The sequence below is a fragment of the Pseudomonas nitroreducens genome (assembly GCF_024170165.1).
Taxonomy (GTDB): Bacteria; Pseudomonadota; Gammaproteobacteria; order Pseudomonadales; family Pseudomonadaceae; genus Pseudomonas; species Pseudomonas nitroreducens_C.
In genome coordinates this window covers 57,539-75,995 of record NZ_JALJXP010000004.1, presented here as the reverse complement: position 1 = coordinate 75,995, position 18,457 = coordinate 57,539, and the positions used below count along the sequence as shown (strand labels likewise).

17 protein-coding genes and 2 tRNA genes are annotated in these 18,457 nt (G+C 62.7%); 18 read left to right on the top strand and 1 reads right to left on the bottom strand.

Annotation, left to right across the window (positions count from 1 at the left end; all coding sequences use genetic code 11):
* Positions 1-159: 159 nt before the first annotated feature.
* The 9 genes from grpE (at position 160) to J2T47_RS09645 (ending at position 10,984) form a co-directional block, all read left to right on the top strand.
* Positions 160-723, top strand: coding sequence for a nucleotide exchange factor GrpE (gene grpE, locus J2T47_RS09685; protein WP_081520689.1), 564 nt, complete (start codon positions 160-162; stop codon positions 721-723).
* A 90-nt stretch (positions 724-813) separates the two neighbouring features.
* Complete coding sequence (gene dnaK / locus J2T47_RS09680) at positions 814-2,730, top strand: molecular chaperone DnaK (protein ID WP_184592263.1); 1,917 nt, start codon at positions 814-816, stop codon at positions 2,728-2,730.
* 122 nt (positions 2,731-2,852) lie between these two features.
* On the top strand, positions 2,853-3,983 hold the full coding sequence (gene dnaJ / locus J2T47_RS09675) for a molecular chaperone DnaJ (protein ID WP_253445273.1): 1,131 nt from the start codon (positions 2,853-2,855) through the stop codon (positions 3,981-3,983).
* A 58-nt stretch (positions 3,984-4,041) separates the two neighbouring features.
* On the top strand, positions 4,042-4,848 hold the full coding sequence (gene dapB, locus J2T47_RS09670) for a 4-hydroxy-tetrahydrodipicolinate reductase (RefSeq protein ID WP_253445270.1): 807 nt from the start codon (positions 4,042-4,044) through the stop codon (positions 4,846-4,848).
* A gap of 187 nt (positions 4,849-5,035) precedes the next feature.
* Positions 5,036-6,172 carry a glutamine-hydrolyzing carbamoyl-phosphate synthase small subunit gene (carA, locus tag J2T47_RS09665; protein ID WP_253445267.1) on the top strand — a complete coding sequence of 379 codons (1,137 nt, stop codon included), beginning with the start codon at positions 5,036-5,038 and terminating at the stop codon, positions 6,170-6,172.
* Positions 6,173-6,201: 29 nt separating this feature from the next.
* Complete coding sequence (leuE, locus tag J2T47_RS09660; protein ID WP_026079047.1) at positions 6,202-6,855, top strand: leucine efflux protein LeuE; 654 nt, start codon at positions 6,202-6,204, stop codon at positions 6,853-6,855.
* A gap of 19 nt (positions 6,856-6,874) precedes the next feature.
* On the top strand, positions 6,875-10,096 hold the full coding sequence (carB, locus tag J2T47_RS09655) for a carbamoyl-phosphate synthase large subunit (protein ID WP_253445264.1): 3,222 nt from the start codon (positions 6,875-6,877) through the stop codon (positions 10,094-10,096).
* Positions 10,093-10,569, top strand: coding sequence for a transcription elongation factor GreA (greA, locus tag J2T47_RS09650; RefSeq protein WP_017518953.1), 477 nt, complete (start codon positions 10,093-10,095; stop codon positions 10,567-10,569). Before carB ends, greA begins: the two co-directional genes overlap by 4 nt.
* Before the next feature lie 10 nt (positions 10,570-10,579).
* Positions 10,580-10,984, top strand: a complete 405-nt coding sequence (locus J2T47_RS09645) for a DUF4149 domain-containing protein (RefSeq protein ID WP_253446161.1) — start codon at positions 10,580-10,582, stop codon at positions 10,982-10,984.
* 42 nt (positions 10,985-11,026) lie between these two features.
* Here J2T47_RS09645 and J2T47_RS09640 read toward each other — a convergent pair whose 3' ends face one another.
* Positions 11,027-11,341, bottom strand: a complete 315-nt coding sequence (locus J2T47_RS09640; protein WP_253445261.1) for a YhbY family RNA-binding protein — start codon at positions 11,339-11,341, stop codon at positions 11,027-11,029.
* 79 nt (positions 11,342-11,420) lie between these two features.
* On the opposite strand from J2T47_RS09640, the gene rlmE reads away from it, so the two are divergent.
* The 9 genes from rlmE (at position 11,421) to rimP (ending at position 18,451) form a co-directional block, all read left to right on the top strand.
* On the top strand, positions 11,421-12,044 hold the full coding sequence (gene rlmE, locus J2T47_RS09635) for a 23S rRNA (uridine(2552)-2'-O)-methyltransferase RlmE (protein ID WP_253445258.1): 624 nt from the start codon (positions 11,421-11,423) through the stop codon (positions 12,042-12,044).
* A 201-nt stretch (positions 12,045-12,245) separates the two neighbouring features.
* On the top strand, positions 12,246-14,162 hold the full coding sequence (gene ftsH / locus J2T47_RS09630; protein ID WP_253445255.1) for an ATP-dependent zinc metalloprotease FtsH: 1,917 nt from the start codon (positions 12,246-12,248) through the stop codon (positions 14,160-14,162).
* Positions 14,163-14,171: 9 nt separating this feature from the next.
* A complete protein-coding gene (gene folP, locus J2T47_RS09625; protein WP_253445253.1) occupies positions 14,172-15,041 on the top strand; it encodes a dihydropteroate synthase in 870 nt (289 codons plus the stop codon).
* Positions 15,038-16,378, top strand: coding sequence for a phosphoglucosamine mutase (gene glmM / locus J2T47_RS09620; RefSeq protein ID WP_253445251.1), 1,341 nt, complete (start codon positions 15,038-15,040; stop codon positions 16,376-16,378). Before folP ends, glmM begins: the two co-directional genes overlap by 4 nt.
* Before the next feature lie 65 nt (positions 16,379-16,443).
* Entirely contained in the window at positions 16,444-17,199 is a 756-nt protein-coding gene (gene tpiA, locus J2T47_RS09615) for a triose-phosphate isomerase (protein WP_253445249.1), read from the top strand.
* Positions 17,200-17,201: 2 nt separating this feature from the next.
* On the top strand, positions 17,202-17,594 hold the full coding sequence (gene secG, locus J2T47_RS09610) for a preprotein translocase subunit SecG (protein ID WP_081520701.1): 393 nt from the start codon (positions 17,202-17,204) through the stop codon (positions 17,592-17,594).
* Positions 17,595-17,610: 16 nt separating this feature from the next.
* Positions 17,611-17,696, top strand: a tRNA-Leu gene (locus J2T47_RS09605).
* Positions 17,697-17,788: 92 nt separating this feature from the next.
* Positions 17,789-17,865: transfer RNA gene (locus tag J2T47_RS09600), tRNA-Met, on the top strand.
* A 127-nt stretch (positions 17,866-17,992) separates the two neighbouring features.
* Positions 17,993-18,451, top strand: coding sequence for a ribosome maturation factor RimP (rimP, locus tag J2T47_RS09595; protein WP_045216751.1), 459 nt, complete (start codon positions 17,993-17,995; stop codon positions 18,449-18,451).
* Positions 18,452-18,457: the final 6 nt, after the last annotated feature.

Sequence of the window (18,457 nt, the reverse complement as noted above, 5' to 3'; positions counted from 1 at the left end):
GTATTTTCAGGCGCTGGCAATTTTCTCTCGTCGCCTGGTGATGTCCCTGAGGCAGGCGCCCTTGAACTCGGGGATTTCCGCCCCATATACACGGCAGAGCCGCGGACCATAGGGTTCGCCTTGTTTTCAAAGGCTTATTTTCTTTTTTAGGAGAGTGGCATGTCTGACGAACAACAGACTCAGGATTCCCAGTTCAACGAGCAGCCGGACACCGGCGCTACCGGGGATCTGAACGCCCGCGTGCTGGAGCTGGAAGAACAGGTAGCTGCGGCGAAGGACCAGAGCCTGCGCGCCGTCGCTGAACTGCAGAACGTCCGCCGTCGTGCCGAGCAGGACGTGGAAAAAGCGCACAAGTTCGCCCTGGAAAAATTCGCCGGCGACCTGCTGCCGATCGTCGATACCCTCGAGCGCGCGCTGGAGATGTCGAACCCGGAAGACGAAGTGATCAAGCCGATGCGCGAAGGCATCGAGCTGACGCTGAAGATGTTCCACGACACCCTCAAGCGCTACAACCTCGAGCCGGTCGACCCGCACGGCGAGCCGTTCAACCCTGAACACCACCAGGCCATGGCCATGGAAGAGAGCATCCGTCTCGAGCCGGGCAGCGTGGTCAAGGTGTTCCAGAAGGGCTACCTGCTCAACGGTCGTCTGCTGCGTCCGGCCATGGTCGTGGTCAGCAAGGCGCCGGAACAAACTCCGCCTTCGATCGACGAGAAGGCTTGAAATCCACCACCCGGTCCCCATCTGGGTAATCAACCGAGCCAAAGACCCGCAACAGGGTCAGCGCGGAATCTAATTTCTGGAGAGTGAACTATGGGCAAAATCATTGGTATCGACCTGGGGACCACCAACTCCTGTGTGTCCATCCTGGAGAACGGTAACGTCAAGGTCATCGAGAACGCCGAAGGCGCTCGTACCACCCCGTCGATCATCGGCTACGCCAACGACGGCGAAATCCTGGTCGGTCAGCCGGCGAAGCGCCAGGCCGTGACCAACCCGACCAACACCCTGTACGCGGTGAAGCGCCTGATCGGCCGTCGCTTCGAAGAAGACGTCGTGCAGAAAGACATCAAGATGGTCCCGTACAAGATCGTCAAGGCTGACAACGGTGACGCCTGGGTCGAGGCCAAGGGCCAGAAGATGGCTCCGCCGCAGGTCTCCGCCGAAGTCCTGAAGAAGATGAAGAAGACTGCCGAGGATTACCTGGGCGAGCCGGTCACCGAAGCGGTCATCACCGTTCCGGCCTACTTCAACGACAGCCAGCGTCAGGCCACCAAGGACGCCGGCCGCATCGCCGGTCTGGACGTCAAGCGCATCATCAACGAGCCGACCGCAGCTGCCCTGGCCTATGGCCTGGACAAGGCCAAGGGCGACCACACCATCATCGTCTATGACCTGGGCGGCGGCACCTTCGACGTTTCCGTGATCGAAATCGCCGAAGTCGATGGCGAGCACCAGTTCGAAGTACTGGCCACCAACGGCGACACCTTCCTCGGTGGTGAAGACTTCGACCTGCGCCTGATCGACTACCTCGTCGAAGAGTTCAAGAAAGAATCCGGCATGGACCTCAAGGGCGACCCGCTGGCCATGCAGCGCCTGAAGGAAGCTGCCGAGAAGGCCAAGATCGAGCTGTCCTCGACCCAGCAGACCGACGTCAACCTGCCGTACGTCACCGCTGATGCTTCCGGCCCGAAACACCTGAACGTCAAGGTGTCCCGCGCCAAGCTGGAATCCCTGGTGGAAGACCTGGTCACCCGCACCATCGAGCCGTGCCGCGTTGCGCTGAAAGACGCCGGCCTGGACGTCTCGAAGATCGACGAAGTGATCTTGGTCGGCGGCCAGACCCGCATGCCGCTGGTGCAGAAGACCGTTGCCGAGTTCTTCGGCAAGGAAGCGCGCAAGGACGTCAACCCGGACGAAGCCGTTGCCATGGGTGCTGCCATCCAGGGCGCCGTTCTGGCCGGTGACGTGAAGGACGTGCTGCTGCTCGACGTCACCCCGCTGACCCTGGGTATCGAAACCCTCGGTGGCGTGATGACCGCACTGATCGACAAGAACACCACCATCCCGACCAAGAAGTCGCAGGTGTTCTCCACTGCCGATGACAACCAGGGCGCCGTGACCATCCATGTTCTGCAGGGTGAGCGCAAGCAGGCCGGCCAGAACAAGTCGCTGGGCAAGTTCGACCTGGCCGACATCCCGCCGGCTCCGCGCGGTGTGCCGCAGATCGAAGTGACCTTCGACATCGACGCCAACGGCATCCTGCACGTCGGCGCGAAGGACAAGGCCACCGGCAAGCAGCAGTCCATCGTGATCAAGGCTTCTTCGGGTCTGTCCGAAGACGAGATCCAGCAGATGGTCCGCGACGCCGAGGCGAATGCCGAGGAAGACCGCAAGTTCGAGGAACTGGCCGCTGCCCGCAACCAGGGTGACGCACTGGTCCACGCGACTCGCAAGATGGTCACCGAGGCTGGCGACAAGGCCACTGCCGAAGAGAAGGCTGCCATCGACAAGGCGCTGGGCGAGCTGGAAGTTGCCGTGAAGGGCGACGACAAGGCCGAGATCGAAGCGAAGATGAATGCGCTGTCCCAGGCATCCACTCCGCTGGCGCAGAAGATGTACGCCGAACAGCCGCAGCCGGGTGCTGCCGCTCAGGGCGAGGCCGCTGACGACAAGGCAGGCGACGATGTCGTCGATGCCGAGTTCGAAGAGGTCAAGGAGAACAAGTAAGCCGCGTGCTTACTTCCGCCCCGGCGCACCGACCAGCGTGTCGGTGCGCATGAAACGTCACGCGGGGGCTTGCTCCCGCGTTGGCGTGTCTGGGGGAAAGGTTTTCAAGGTGCAAAGAATTTATGGCCAAACGTGATTTTTACGAGGTACTGGGTGTCGAGCGTGGCGCCAGCGAAGCGGACCTGAAAAAGGCCTATCGCCGGCTTGCCATGAAGTTCCACCCGGACCGCAATCCCGGCGACAAGGAAGCCGAGGATAAATTCAAGGAGGCCAACGAGGCGTACGAGGTCCTGTCCGACGCCAGCAAGCGCGCGGCCTACGACCAGTACGGCCATGCCGGCGTCGACCCGCAGATGGGTGGCGGCGGTGCGGGCTTCGGTGGCGCGAGCTTCTCGGACATCTTCGGTGATGTCTTCAGCGACTTCTTCGGCGGTGCTGGCGGGCGCGGCGGCTCCCGTGGCGGCCCGGCGCGCGGCGCCGACCTGCGCTACACCCTCGACCTGGACCTGGAAGACGCGGTTCGCGGCACCACCGTGACCATTCGCGTTCCGACCCTGGTCGGCTGCAAGACCTGCAGCGGCAGCGGTGCCAAGCCCGGCACCACGCCGGTCACCTGTACCACCTGCGGTGGTATCGGTCAGGTGCGCATGCAGCAGGGCTTCTTCTCGGTGCAGCAGACCTGCCCGCGTTGCCATGGCAGCGGCAAGATGATCACCGACCCCTGTGGCTCCTGCCATGGCCAGGGCCGCGTGGAAGAGCACAAGACCCTGTCGGTGAAAGTCCCGGCCGGCGTCGATACCGGTGACCGCATCCGTCTGACCGGCGAAGGCGAGGCCGGCGCCCACGGTGGCCCGGCGGGCGACCTGTACGTGGTGGTGAACGTGCGCGAGCACGACATCTTCCAGCGTGACGGCAAGCATCTGTACTGCGAGGTGCCGATCAGCTTCGCCGACGCCGCCCTGGGTGGCGAGCTGGAAGTGCCGACCCTGGATGGCCGCGTGAAGCTGAAGATTCCCGAGGGCACCCAGACCGGCAAGCTGTTCCGCCTGCGCGGCAAGGGCGTTGCCCCGGTGCGCGGTGGCGGTGCCGGCGACCTGATGTGCCGCGTCGTCGTCGAGACTCCGGTCAACCTGGACAAGCGTCAGCGGGAACTGCTCGAAGAGTTCCGCAATACCCTGCAGGGCAACTCTTCCCACTCGCCGAAAGCCAGTGGCTGGTTCGAAGGCATGAAGCGCTTCTTCGACGATCTATGATGCAAGGCCCCGGCGGTGCGAATCGTCCGGGGCTTTTTCAGCTTTGGAGTTGTTTTATATGCGACGTATAGCCGTTATGGGCGCCGCCGGGCGCATGGGCAAGACCCTGATCGAAGCGGTCCAGCAGACCAATGGCAGTGCCGGCCTGACCGCCGCGGTCGACCGTCCGGACAGCACCCTGGTGGGCGCCGACGCTGGCGAGCTGGCTGGCCTGGGCCGCATCGGTGTGCCGCTGTCGGGCGACCTGGCCAAGGTGGTCGATGAGTTCGACGTGCTGATCGACTTCACCCACCCGACCGTGACCCTGAAGAACCTGGAAGTCTGCCGCAAGGCCGGCAAGGCCATGGTTATCGGCACCACCGGCTTCTCCACTGCGGAGAAGGAGCTGCTGAGCGAAGCGGCGAAGGAAATCCCGATCGTCTTTGCGGCCAACTACAGCGTCGGCGTGAACCTCTGCCTGAAGCTGCTCGACACCGCCGCCCGCGTTCTGGGTGACGACGTGGACATCGAGATCCTCGAGGCGCATCACCGCTACAAGGTCGATGCGCCGTCCGGTACCGCGCTGCGCATGGGCGAAGTGGTTGCCAACGCGCTGGGGCGTGATCTGGAAAAAGTGGCGGTGTACGGTCGCGAAGGTCAGACCGGTGCCCGTCCGCGCGAGACCATCGGTTTCGCCACCGTGCGTGCTGGTGACGTGGTGGGCGACCACACCGTGCTGTTCGCTGCCGATGGCGAGCGCGTGGAAATCACCCACAAGGCGTCGAGTCGCATGACCTTCGCTCGCGGTGCCGTGCGTGCTGCGCAATGGCTGAATGGGCAGGCCAACGGCCTGTACGACATGCAGGACGTTCTCGGCCTGCGCTGAGTGGCATGGCCGTACGTCGTGCAAAAGGTGGACCATGATGTCGCATTTCTGTAAACTACAGCTTTAGTGTGTCCACTAAAAGTAGCGCAGCATGATCACATAAAAAGCGGGATGACTTCTTCTGATGTCATCCCGCTTTTTTACAATCTGCGCACGCCCAGCCAGGCTTGAACTACGGGAGGTCTTCTTGACTAAGCCAGCCATACTTGCACTTGCCGACGGCAGCGTTTTTCGCGGTGACGCCATCGGCGCCGACGGTCAGACCGTCGGAGAGGTGGTGTTCAACACCGCCATGACCGGCTACCAGGAAATCCTCACCGATCCTTCCTACGCCCAACAGATCGTCACCCTGACCTACCCGCACATCGGCAACACCGGCACCACGCCGGAAGACGCCGAGTCGAACAAGGTTTGGGCCGCCGGCCTGATCATTCGTGACCTGCCGCTGCTCGCCAGCAGCTGGCGCGACAAGCAGTCCCTGCCGGATTACCTGAAAGAGAACGGTACCGTTGCCATCGCCGGCATCGATACCCGTCGCCTGACCCGCATCCTGCGCGAGAAGGGTTCGCAGAACGGCTGCATCCTGGTCGGCGACGACGCCACCGAGGAAAAAGCCCTCGAACTGGCGCGCGGCTTCCCGGGCCTGAAAGGCATGGACCTGGCCAAGGTCGTATCCTCCACCGAGCGCTACGAATGGCGTTCCAGCGTGTGGAACCTGGAAACCGACAGCCATCCGGAAATCGCCGCCGCCGACCTGCCGTACCACGTGGTCGCCTACGACTTCGGCGTGAAGCTGAACATCCTGCGCATGCTGGTTGCCCGCGGCTGCCGCCTGACCGTAGTGCCGGCGCAGACCCCGGCCAGCGAAGTGCTTGCCCTGAACCCGGACGGCATCTTCCTCTCCAACGGCCCCGGCGACCCCGAGCCGTGCGACTACGCCATCCAGGCCATCCGCGAGTTCCTCGATACCGAGATCCCGGTCTTCGGCATCTGCCTGGGCCACCAGCTGCTGGCCCTGGCCTCCGGCGCCAAGACCCTGAAGATGGGCCACGGCCACCACGGTGCCAACCACCCGGTGCAGGACCTGGATTCGGGCGTGGTGATGATCACCAGCCAGAACCACGGTTTCGCGGTTGATGAAGGCAGCATGCCGGCCAACCTGCGTGCCACCCACAAGTCGCTGTTCGACGGTACCCTGCAGGGTATCGAGCGCACCGACAAGGTAGCCTTCAGCTTCCAGGGCCACCCTGAAGCCAGCCCCGGTCCGCACGACGTGGCTCCGCTGTTCGACCGCTTCATCGCGGCGATGGCCGAGCGTCGCTGAGTACGAGCTCGAAGAGGTAGAAGAAGATGATGCCGACCCTGGGAATCACCGACCTCTGGACCTATGTCCTGGGTACGTTGTTCATCGTCCTGCTGCCGGGGCCGAACTCGCTGTTCGTCCTCGCCACTGCCGCCCAGCGCGGCGTGGCCTCGGGCTACCGGGCGGCGAGCGCGGTGTTCCTCGGCGATGCGATCCTGATGTTCCTGTCGGCGCTGGGTATTGCTTCGGTCCTCAAGGCCGAGCCGATGCTGTTCCTGGGCCTGAAGTACGTCGGCGCCGCGTACCTGTTCTATCTGGGGATCGGCATGCTCCGCGGTGGCTGGCAGAAGCTGCGTCACCCGCTGGAAGCGGCCGCCGCGCCGGCGAAGGAAGTGGACGTCAACCAGCCGTTCCGCAAGGCGCTGCTGCTGAGCCTGTCCAACCCCAAGGCGATCCTCTTCTTCATCTCCTTCTTCATCCAGTTCGTCGACCCGGGCTACGCCTACCCCGGCCTGTCGTTCCTGGTGCTGGGCACGATCCTCGAGATCATCAGCGCCCTGTACCTGAGTTTCCTGATTTTCTCCGGTGTGCGTCTGGCGGCCTGGTTCCGTCGGCGGCAACGGCTGGCTGCCGGCGCCTCGAGTGGCGTCGGCGCCCTGTTCGTCGGCTTTGGCGTGAAGCTGGCCAGCGCAACCCTTTCCTGAATATTGCAACGAGAGTCCCATGCCCAAGCGTACAGACATCAAGAGCATCCTGATCCTCGGCGCCGGCCCGATCGTCATCGGCCAGGCCTGCGAGTTCGACTACTCCGGCGCACAGGCCTGCAAGGCCCTGAAGGAAGAAGGCTTCCGTGTCATCCTGGTGAACTCCAACCCGGCCACCATCATGACCGACCCGGCCATGGCCGACGCCACCTACATCGAGCCGATCAAGTGGCAGACCGTCGCCAAGATTATCGAGAAGGAGCGCCCTGACGCGCTGCTGCCGACCATGGGCGGCCAGACTGCTCTGAACTGCGCCCTGGACCTGGAGCGCCACGGCGTGCTCGAGCAGTTCGGCGTGGAAATGATCGGCGCCAACGCCGACACCATCGACAAGGCCGAAGACCGTTCGCGCTTCGACAAGGCCATGCGCGACATCGGTCTGGCCTGCCCGCGCTCGGGCATCGCCCACACCATGGAAGAAGCCTACGGCGTGCTGGAGAAGGTCAACTTCCCGTGCATCATCCGTCCGTCCTTCACCATGGGCGGCACCGGCGGCGGCATCGCCTACAACCGCGAAGAATTCGAAGAGATCTGCACCCGTGGTCTGGACCTGTCGCCGACCAACGAGCTGCTGATCGACGAATCGCTGATCGGCTGGAAGGAATACGAGATGGAGGTTGTCCGCGACAAGAAGGACAACTGCATCATCGTCTGCGCCATCGAGAACTTCGACCCGATGGGCGTGCACACCGGTGACTCGATCACTGTGGCCCCGGCGCAGACCTTGACCGACAAGGAATACCAGATCATGCGCAACGCCTCGCTGGCGGTGCTGCGTGAGATCGGCGTGGAAACCGGCGGTTCGAACGTGCAGTTCGGCATCTGCCCGAACACCGGCCGCATGGTCGTGATCGAGATGAACCCGCGCGTATCGCGTTCCTCGGCGCTGGCTTCCAAGGCCACCGGCTTCCCGATCGCCAAGATTGCCGCCAAGCTGGCGGTCGGCTACACCCTCGACGAACTGCAGAACGACATCACCGGCGGCCGTACCCCGGCGTCCTTCGAGCCGGCGATCGACTACGTCGTCACCAAGATCCCGCGTTTCGCCTTCGAGAAATTCCCGAAAGCCGACGCCCGCCTGACCACCCAGATGAAATCCGTGGGTGAAGTCATGGCCATCGGCCGTACCTTCCAGGAGTCCGTGCAGAAAGCCCTGCGCGGCCTGGAAGTCGGTGCCACCGGTTTCGATCCGAAGCTCGACCTGAGCAACCCGGAAGCTGAGAGCATCCTCAAGCGCGAGCTGACCGTGCCCAATGCCGACCGCATCTGGTACGTCGCCGACGCCTTCCGCGCCGGCAAGAGCATCGCCGAAGTCTTCGACCTGACTCGCATCGACGAGTGGTTCCTGGTGCAGATCGAAGACCTGATCAAGGACGAAGAGCGCGTGAAGACCCTGGGTCTGTCCGCCATCGACCGCGAGCTGATGTACAAGCTCAAGCGCAAGGGCTTCTCCGACGCCCGCCTGGCCACCCTGCTGGGCGTGACCGAGAAGAACCTGCGCAACCATCGCCACAAGCTCAAGGTGCTGCCGGTGTACAAGCGCGTGGATACCTGCGCCGCCGAATTCGCCACCGACACCGCCTACATGTACTCGACCTATGAGGAAGAGTGCGAAGCCAATCCGTCGACTCGCGACAAGATCATGATCCTGGGCGGCGGTCCGAACCGTATCGGCCAGGGCATCGAGTTCGACTACTGCTGCGTACACGCCGCGCTGGCCATGCGTGAAGACGGTTACGAGACCATCATGGTCAACTGCAACCCGGAAACCGTTTCCACCGACTACGACACTTCCGACCGCCTGTACTTCGAGCCGGTGACCCTGGAAGACGTGCTGGAAATCGTCCGCGTCGAGCAGCCCAAAGGCGTCATCGTGCAGTACGGCGGCCAGACCCCGCTGAAACTCTGCCGCGCCCTGGAAGAAGCTGGCGTGCCGATCATCGGTACCAGCCCGGACGCCATCGACCGCGCCGAAGACCGCGAGCGCTTCCAGCACATGGTCCAGCGCCTGAACCTGCGCCAGCCGGCCAACGCCACTGCGCGCAGCGAAGACCAGGCCCTGGAGCTGTCGAAGAACATCGGCTACCCGATGGTGGTGCGCCCGTCCTATGTACTGGGCGGCCGTGCGATGGAAATCGTCTACCAGGAAGAAGAGCTCAAGCGCTACATGCGCGAAGCCGTGAAGGTCTCCAACGACAGCCCGGTGCTGCTGGATCGCTTCCTCAACTGCGCCATCGAAGTCGACATCGATGCGGTGTGCGACGGCGAGACCGTGGTGATCGGCGCGATCATGCAGCACATCGAACAGGCTGGCGTGCACTCCGGTGACTCCGCCTGCTCGCTGCCGCCGTACTCGCTGCCGGCGCACATCCAGGACGAGATCCGCGAACAGGTCAAGAAGATGGCCCTGGAGCTCGGCGTGGTCGGCCTGATGAACGTGCAGATGGCCGTGCAGGGCGAAGACATCTACGTGATCGAGGTGAACCCGCGTGCGTCCCGTACCGTGCCGTTCGTCTCCAAGTGCATCGGCGAATCGCTGGCCAAAGTTGCGGCCCGCGTCATGGCTGGCAAATCCCTGGCCGAAGTCGGCTTCACCCAGGAGGTGATCCCGCCGTACTATAGCGTCAAGGAAGCGGTGTTCCCGTTCGCCAAGTTCCCCGGCGTCGACCCGATCCTCGGCCCAGAGATGAAGTCCACTGGCGAGGTGATGGGTGTCGGCGACAGCTTCGGTGAGGCATTCGCCAAGGCCCAGTTGGGCGCCAGCGAAATCCTGCCGAATGCCGGTTGCGCCTTCATCAGCGTCCGCGAGGACGACAAGCCGCAAGCCGTTCAGGTCGCCCGCGACCTGGTCGCACTGGGCTTCGAGGTGGTTGCCACTGCCGGCACCGCCAAGGTGATCGAGGCCGCCGGTCTGCCGGTACGTCGCGTGAACAAGGTGACCGAGGGCCGTCCTCACGTGGTCGACATGATCAAGAATGACGAAGTCACCCTGATCATCAACACCACCGAAGGCCGTCAGTCCATCGCTGACTCCTACTCCATCCGTCGTAACGCCCTGCAGCACAAGATCTACTGCACCACCACCATCGCGGCGGGTCAGGCGATCTGTGAGGCGCTCAAGTTCGGTCCCGAGAAGACCGTTCGCCGTCTGCAGGATCTCCATGCAGGAATCAACGCATGAGCAAATTTCCAATGACCGTCCAGGGCGCTCGCGCCCTGGAAGAAGAACTGAAATACCTGAAGACCGTTCTGCGCCCGCAGATCACCCAGGCCATCGCCGAAGCGCGTGAACTGGGCGACCTCAAGGAAAACGCCGAATACCACGCGGCCCGTGAACAGCAGGGCATGTCCGAGGCGCGCATCCGCGACATCGAGGCCAAGCTGTCCAACGCGCAGATCATCGACGTGACCACCATTCCGCACAGCGGCAAGGTGATCTTCGGCACCACCGTCGATATCGCCAATGTCGAGACCGACGAGACGGTGACCTACCAGATCGTCGGCGACGACGAGGCGGACATCAAGAACAGCAAGATCTCGGTCAACTCGCCGATCGCCCGTGCGCTGATCGGCAAGACCGAAGGCGATGCCGTTCTGGTGAAGACTCCGGGCGGCGACGTCGAGTACGAGATCGTTGAAGTCCGCCACGCCTGATCGGCAATCCCTGAGCGCAGGCACCATCAGTTGGCTGCTGGCCCAGACATTCTGGGTCGGCGGCCTCTGGCTGCTGCAGTTCGTGGTGTTGCCGGCGCTGGACAAGATCGGCCTGGCGCCGCTGCTGGTGGAAACCGTCGCCGACGGTCTGAAGCCGCTGCTGCTGGGTTTCGCCGGTTTCTGCGTGCTCCTCCAGGCCCTGGTGCTCTGGCAGGCGCGCGGGTTCGCTGCCTTCACCCGTGAAACGCGGGGGCAGTTGCTGCTCACCGTACTGGTGATGGCGGCGGCCTATTTCGTGGTGCGCCAGGTAGCGCCGGACGCTCAGCGCTGGCTGCTGTTCAACTACCTGGTGGTGGCGCTGTGCGGTCTGCTGCTGGTGCTGCAGCCTGCGCCGAGGCGGGACGAGCGGAACTGACGCGGCGGAGCCTTGCCGGCTCCGCGTTGCCGGTCTTGACTGTCAGAGACCGCTGAAGCGGCTGATGTTCGACAGGTTCTTGTTCGGCTTGGGATTGCGACGATAGATCAGCGCCATCTTGCCGATGCTCTGGACCAGTTCACAGCTGCCGTTCTGGCAGAGCTCGTCGATCAGTGCACGACGGTCGTCACGTTCGGTGACGCGGAACTGCACCTTGATCAGTTCATGATCGTTGAGCGCACGCTCAAGCTCGGCCATTACACCTTCCGAGAGACCGTTTTCAGCGACGGTCAATACGGGTTTCAGGTGATGCCCGATAGATTTGAACTGCTTTTTCTGCTCCTGAGAGAGCGCCATAATCTGACCCCTGGTAAAAAAGGCGGATATTCTACCCGAGTTTCGGTTGTACCGGGATGCCGCTCAGACGAGGTAATACGTGGCCCGTTCCAAGACTAGCCATCGCTGGCTGAAAGAACATTTCGACGATCCTTACGTGAAGATGGCACAGCGCGACGGATATCGCTCGCGCGCCAGCTACAAACTCCTGGAAGTCCAGGAGAAGGATCGCATCCTGCGCCCCGGCATGACCGTGGTCGACCTTGGCGCGGCGCCGGGCGGCTGGTCGCAGGTCACCAGCCGGGTGATCGGCGACAAGGGCACCCTGATCGCTTCGGACATCCTGCCGATGGACAGTATCCCGGACGTCACTTTCATCCAGGGTGACTTCACCGAGGATGCGGTCTTCGCCCAGTTGCTCGAGGCCATCGGAGAAAATCCGGTAGACCTTGTGATTTCCGATATGGCCCCCAATATGAGTGGACTGCCTGCTGTGGACATGCCCCGAGCGATGTTCCTCTGCGAGCTGGCCCTGGACTTGTGCACCCGTGTGCTGCGTCCGGGGGGCGATTTCCTGATCAAGATTTTCCAGGGTGAGGGTTTCGACGCTTACCACAAGCTGGTTCGCGAGAACTTCGAGAAGGTGCAGATGCGCAAACCGCTGTCGTCCCGCGACCGTTCGCGGGAGCAGTATCTGCTCGCACGGGGCTTTCGCGGCGCCTAGACTGGAATGATTGGGCCAGCTTCTGGTCTATGCCTTGCAGGTTTTGCTTGTACCGGTGAAAGCCGGGGTTCATAAAGGGTTACAGACGGCGCCTGCCTGGCGGCGGGCGTTGTGTAGTAATTTTGGCCGGAAGGAGTCTGGCCGTCGTGAGAAGCGGTTTCCAGGGCGGAGCCGGCTTCAGAGGGTAGTCAATTGAACGACATGGCAAAGAACCTGATTCTGTGGCTGATCATCGCGGCGGTACTCGTCACCGTGATGAACAACTTCTCCAGCCCGAGCGAGCCGCAGACGCTCAACTATTCCGACTTCATCCAGCAGGTGAAGGACGGCAAGGTCGAGCGCGTGACCGTCGACGGCTATGTCATCACCGGCAAGCGCCAGGATGGTGACACCTTCAAGACCATCCGCCCGGCAATCCAGGACAACGGCCTGATCGGCGACCTGGTCAACAACAACGTCGTTGTTGAAGGCAAGCAGCCCGAGCAGCAGAGCATCTGGACTCAGCTGCTGGTCGCGAGTTTCCCGATCCTGGTGATCATCGCGGTCTTCATGTTCTTCATGCGCCAGATGCAGGGCGGCGGCGGTGGTCGCGGTGGCCCGATGAGCTTCGGCAAGAGCAAGGCCCGCCTGTTGTCGGAAGACCAGGTGAAGACCACCTTTGCCGACGTTGCCGGTTGCGACGAGGCCAAGGAAGAAGTCAGCGAGCTGGTGGAGTTCCTGCGTGATCCGGGCAAGTTCCAGCGCCTGGGCGGCCGTATCCCGCGTGGCGTGCTGATGGTCGGCCCGCCCGGTACTGGTAAGACCCTGCTCGCCAAGGCGATTGCTGGCGAAGCCAAGGTACCGTTCTTCACCATTTCCGGTTCGGACTTCGTGGAAATGTTCGTCGGCGTGGGCGCCTCGCGCGTTCGCGACATGTTCGACCAGGCCAAGAAGCACGCACCCTGCATCATCTTCATCGACGAGATCGACGCCGTCGGCCGCCATCGTGGCGCCGGCCTGGGTGGCGGTCACGACGAGCGCGAACAGACCCTCAACCAGTTGCTGGTGGAGATGGACGGCTTCGAGATGAATGACGGCATCATCGTCATCGCCGCGACCAACCGTCCGGACGTACTCGACCCCGCGCTGCTGCGTCCGGGTCGCTTCGACCGCCAGGTGGTGGTCGGTCTGCCGGACATCCGCGGTCGCGAGCAGATCCTGAAAGTGCACATGCGCAAGGTCCCGCTGGGTGATCACGTCGATCCGGCAGTGATCGCGCGCGGTACCCCGGGCTTCTCCGGTGCCGACCTGGCCAACCTGGTCAACGAGGCTTCGCTGTTCGCCGCCCGTTCCAACAAGCGTATCGTCGACATGCGCGAGTTCGAGCTGGCCAAGGACAAGATCATGATGGGTGCCGAGCGCAAGACCATGGTCATGTCCGAGAAGGAGAAGAAGAACACCGCGTTCCACGAAGCCGGCCACGCCATCGTTGGCCGCCTGGTTCCGGAACACGACCCGGTCTACAAGGTGTCCATCATTCCGCGCGGTCGTGCCCTGGGCGTGACCATGTTCCTGCCGGAAGAGGACCGCTACAGCCTGTCCAAGCGCGCCCTGGAAAGCCAGATCTGCTCGCTGTTCGGCGGCCGTATCGCCGAAGAGATGACCCTGGGCTTCGAGGGTGTGACCACCGGCGCTTCCAACGACATCATGCGTGCCACCCAGCTGGCGCGGAACATGGTGACCAAGTGGGGCCTGTCGGAGAAACTCGGTCCGCTGATGTACGCAGAAGAGGAAGGCGAAGTGTTCCTCGGTCGCAGTGCCGGTGGCCAGCACTCGAATATCTCGGGTGAGACCGCCAAGCTGATCGACCAGGAAGTGCGCCGCATCATCGACGACTGCTACGGCACTGCCAAGCGCCTGCTGGAAGAGAACCGCGACAAGCTCGACATGATGGCCGACGCGCTGATGAAGTACGAAACCATCGATGCCGACCAGATCGACGACATCATGGCCGGCCGCACTCCGCGCGAACCGCGTGACTGGCAGGGCGGCAACTCCGGCTCCTCCGGTAACGCCGCCTCGCCGCGCGACGAAGGTCGCCAGGAAAACCCGATTGGCGGGCCCGCCGGCGAACACTGAGAGCACTGAATGAGTTCGTTGTACCACCCGACCCGGTTGCCTTGCGGCAACCGGGTTCTTGATTTAAGTCGCCCGCATGTCATGGGCATCCTGAATGTCACCCCTGATTCCTTCTCCGACGGCGGGCGCTTCAACCGGCACGATGCTGCGTTGCGTCACGCAGCGGAGATGGTCGCGGCCGGCGCCACGTTGATCGATATCGGCGGCGAGTCGACCCGTCCGGGTGCGCGCGTGGTTTCGCCCACCGAGGAGCTGGAACGCGTCGCTCCGGTGGTCGAGGCCATTGCCCGCGAGCTGGACGTGGTGATTTCGGTGGATACCTCCACGCCTGCCGTCATGCGCGAGACCGCGCGCCTGGGTGCCGGGCTGATCAACGACGTACGCTCGCTGCAGCGCGACGGCGCCCTGGATGCTGCCGTCGATACCGGGCTCCCGGTGTGCCTGATGCACATGCGCGGTGAGCCGGGAAACATGCAGGACGACCCGCGTTACCCGGATATCCTTCAGGAAGTCCGTGGCTTCCTTGAGGAGCGCATCGCGGTGTGCGAAGCCGTGGGCATTGCTCGCGAGCGGATCGTCATCGATCCTGGCTTCGGTTTTGCCAAGACCCAGAGCCACAACCTGAATCTGTTCCGACAGATGGACAGGTTGATGGAAATCGGGTGCCCGTTGCTGGTCGGTGTCTCGCGCAAGAGCATGGTCGGGCGCGCGCTCGGCCGTGAGGTGGGTGAGCGTCTCTATGGCAGCCTGGCGCTGGCCGCCCTAGCAGTCACCAAGGGAGCCAGCATTATCCGCGTCCACGATGTCGCCGAGACCGTGGATGTGGTTCGAATGATTCACGCAGTGGAAAGTGCAACGGAAGAGGGGATGCCCGCATGAGCAGGAAGTATTTTGGCACCGATGGAATTCGCGGGCGCGTTGGCACTCCGCCGATCACGCCGGACTTCGTGCTCAAGCTGGGTTGGGCTGTAGGCATGGCCTTCCGTCAGCAGGGCAAGTGCCGCGTGCTCGTCGGCAAGGACACGCGGATTTCCGGCTACATGTTCGAATCCGCGCTGGAGGCTGGCTTGTCTGCCGCCGGCGCCGACGTGATGCTGCTGGGCCCTATGCCGACGCCCGGCATCGCCTATCTGACCCGTACCTTCCATGCTGAAGCCGGCATCGTCATCAGTGCTTCGCACAATCCCCATGACGACAACGGCATCAAGTTCTTCTCCGGCCAGGGCACCAAGCTGCCCGACGAGGTCGAGCTGATCATCGAGGAGCTCCTGGATGCGCCCATGACCGTGGTCGAGTCCGCTCGCCTGGGCAAGGTCTCGCGGATCAACGACGCGGCCGGCCGCTACATCGAGTTCTGCAAGAGCAGCGTGCCCTCGAACACCAGTTTCGCCGGCCTGCGCATCGCGCTGGATTGCGCCCATGGCGCGACCTACAAGATCGCCCCGAACGTCTTTCGCGAACTGGGTGCCGAGGTGTTCGTCATCGGCGCCGAGCCCAATGGCCTGAACATCAACCACAATTGCGGCTCCACCCACATGGGGGCGCTGCAGGACGCTGTTCTAACGAATCATGCGGATATCGGTATCGCCTTCGATGGCGACGGCGACCGGGTGATGATGGTCGACCATACCGGCACCATCGTCGATGGCGACGAGATCCTCTACCTCATCGCCCGCGACATGCTCGATCGGGGCAAGCTGCACGGCGGCGTGGTCGGGACCCTGATGAGCAACCTGGGGCTCGAGCTGGCTCTGCAGGAGCTGCATATTCCCTTCGCCCGCGCCAAGGTGGGTGACCGCTACGTGATGTCCGAGCTGCAGTCGCGCAACTGGCAGTTGGGTGGCGAGAATTCCGGCCATGTCGTGTGCTACCAGCACACCACCACGGGCGATGCGATCATCGCGGCACTGCAGGTGCTGATGGCGCTCAAGACCCGCGGGCAGAACCTGGCGGAGGCGCGCATGGGCATTCGCAAGTGCCCGCAGGTGCTGATCAACGTGCGCTTCGCCGGCGGAGGCGTCGATCCGCTGGAGCACCCGGCCGTGAAGGAAGCCTGCGCCAAGGTGACCGAGGAAATGGCCGGCCGTGGCCGCGTTCTGCTGCGCAAGTCCGGTACCGAGCCGCTGGTTCGGGTGATGGTCGAGGGTGATGAGGAAGCGCGCGTTCGCGGCTACGCCGAGCAGCTGGCAAAAGTCGTTACAGAGGTATGTGCTTGATTTCTCTTGTCAGTTCCCAAAGCGTCGAGTAATATCTGCGCCCACTTTGCTCAGCGAGGTACAGCATGCGTCGACCCTTGGTGGCCGGTAATTGGAAAATGCACGGTACCCGCTCCAGCGTAACGGAGCTGATCAAAGGCCTGCGTCAACTGGCTCTCCCTACGGGTGTCGATGTGGCGGTTTTCCCGCCCTGTCTGTACATCAATCAGGTCGTGCAAGGCCTGAATGGAAAGGCGGTTGCCGTCGGTGCGCAGAATTGCGCGGTTGAGCCGATGCAGGGCGCCTTGACGGGCGAAGTCGCAGCCAGCCAGTTGGCGGATGCGAGTTGCTCCCTGGTGCTGGTGGGGCATTCCGAGCGTCGCCTGATCCTGGGCGAGAACGATGGGGTGATCAGTCGCAAGTTTGCCGCGGCGCAATCGTGTGGCCTGGTTCCGATCCTGTGCGTGGGTGAGACCCGCGAGCAGCGTGAGGCGGGCAAGACTCTTGAGGTCGTCGGGCGCCAGTTGGGCTCGGTGATAGAAGAACTGGGTGTCGGGGCTTTTTCCCGCGCCGTTGTGGCTTACGAGCCGGTGTGGGCAATCGGGACGGGGCTGACCGCTTCTCCTGAGCAGGCCCAGGAAGTACATGCGGCGATTCGCGCGCAGATCTCGGCGGAAAACGCAGAGGTGGCTCGCGGCCTTCGTCTCCTGTACGGCGGCAGTGTCAAGGCCGCCAACGCTGTCGAGCTTTTCGGCATGCCGGATATCGATGGGGGGCTCATTGGTGGAGCTTCCCTGAATGCAGATGAGTTCGGTGCGATCTGTCGCGCCGCAGGAAACTGAAGATGCTGGAAACAGTTGTAATCGTGATTCACCTGCTGATGGCGCTGGGTCTGGTTGTGCTGGTCCTGCTTCAGCAAGGCAAGGGTGCCGACGCCGGTGCGTCGTTCGGTGCTGGCGCTTCGGGTACTGTGTTTGGTAGTCAGGGTTCTGCTACCTTTCTGAGTCGCTTCACCGCTGTGCTGGCTGCAGTTTTTTTTATTACCAGCTTGGGTTTAGCGTATTTTGCTAAAGAAAAAGCTGATATGATTCGTCATGCCGGGCTTCCTGATCCGGCAGTGATGGAGCAGAAGCAGGAACAAGCTCCGGCAGCCAGTGATGTGCCGGGCGCGCAAGGGCAACCTCAAGCCCCTGCAGGCGGTAACGGCGACGTTCCGGCGGCTCCTGAGCAGAAGTAAGCAGGCAAGAGTTTTTGCCGAGGTGGTGGAATTGGTAGACACGCTACCTTGAGGTGGTAGTGGCCATAGGCTGTAGGGGTTCGAGTCCCCTCCTCGGTACCATATACGAAAAGGCCCGCAGTGCGGGCCTTGTCGTTTCGGAGTTTCGGTTGACCTTCAAGGGGCTCAACCGTATAATTTCGCACCAGCTTTGACGCGGGATGGAGCAGTCTGGTAGCTCGTCGGGCTCATAACCCGAAGGTCGTAGGTTCAAATCCTGCTCCCGCAACCAGTTTGGCAGAGCCCCTTTTCAGGGGCTTTTTGCTAGCTGGACAGTCCGCGCCGCCAGATCAGGGCGGTCCTTAAGGGATGGGCGTTTCGCCCATTTTTTGTTTCTACAGCATACGCGAGGCGATCAGGTGTCGAGCAAGCTAGAACAGTTGCAGGCCTTGTTGGCCCCTGTAGTAGAAGCGCTCGGCTATGAGTGCTGGGGCCTGGAATACATTTCCCAAGGTCGCCATTCCCTGCTCCGGGTTTATATCGATCGTGCCGAAGGCATCCTGGTCGATGACTGCGAAATCGTCAGTCGTCAGATCAGTGGCATCCTCGACGTGGAAGACCCGATCAGTGGCGAGTACACCCTGGAGGTGTCGTCGCCCGGCATGGATCGGCCGCTCTTCACACTCGAACAGTTCGCCCGTTACGTCGGCGAGCAGGTGAAGATCAAGCTGCGCACGCCCTTCGAAAGGCGTCGCAATTTCCAGGGCATTCTCCGTGGTGTGGAGGAGCAGGATGTGGTGGTCCTGGTGGATGACCATGAATACCTGCTGCCGGTCGACTCGATCGACAAGGCCAACATCATTCCCCGATTTGAGTGAGCCGCC

What these genes read in the sequence shown, in the direction of transcription:
- ftsH (WP_253445255.1), top strand. Translation starts at nt 12,246, where the DNA reads ATGGCAAAGAACCTGATTCTGTGGCTGATCATCGCGGCGGTACTCGTC.
- dapB (WP_253445270.1), top strand. Translation starts at nt 4,042, where the DNA reads ATGCGACGTATAGCCGTTATGGGCGCCGCCGGGCGCATGGGCAAGACC.
- leuE (WP_026079047.1), top strand. Translation starts at nt 6,202, where the DNA reads ATGCCGACCCTGGGAATCACCGACCTCTGGACCTATGTCCTGGGTACG.
- dnaJ (WP_253445273.1), top strand. Translation starts at nt 2,853, where the DNA reads ATGGCCAAACGTGATTTTTACGAGGTACTGGGTGTCGAGCGTGGCGCC.
- J2T47_RS09640 (WP_253445261.1), bottom strand. Translation starts at nt 11,341, where the DNA reads ATGGCGCTCTCTCAGGAGCAGAAAAAGCAGTTCAAATCTATCGGGCAT.
- tpiA (WP_253445249.1), top strand. Translation starts at nt 16,444, where the DNA reads ATGCGTCGACCCTTGGTGGCCGGTAATTGGAAAATGCACGGTACCCGC.
- secG (WP_081520701.1), top strand. Translation starts at nt 17,202, where the DNA reads ATGCTGGAAACAGTTGTAATCGTGATTCACCTGCTGATGGCGCTGGGT.
- carB (WP_253445264.1), top strand. Translation starts at nt 6,875, where the DNA reads ATGCCCAAGCGTACAGACATCAAGAGCATCCTGATCCTCGGCGCCGGC.
- glmM (WP_253445251.1), top strand. Translation starts at nt 15,038, where the DNA reads ATGAGCAGGAAGTATTTTGGCACCGATGGAATTCGCGGGCGCGTTGGC.
- greA (WP_017518953.1), top strand. Translation starts at nt 10,093, where the DNA reads ATGAGCAAATTTCCAATGACCGTCCAGGGCGCTCGCGCCCTGGAAGAA.
- grpE (WP_081520689.1), top strand. Translation starts at nt 160, where the DNA reads ATGTCTGACGAACAACAGACTCAGGATTCCCAGTTCAACGAGCAGCCG.
- dnaK (WP_184592263.1), top strand. Translation starts at nt 814, where the DNA reads ATGGGCAAAATCATTGGTATCGACCTGGGGACCACCAACTCCTGTGTG.
- folP (WP_253445253.1), top strand. Translation starts at nt 14,172, where the DNA reads ATGAGTTCGTTGTACCACCCGACCCGGTTGCCTTGCGGCAACCGGGTT.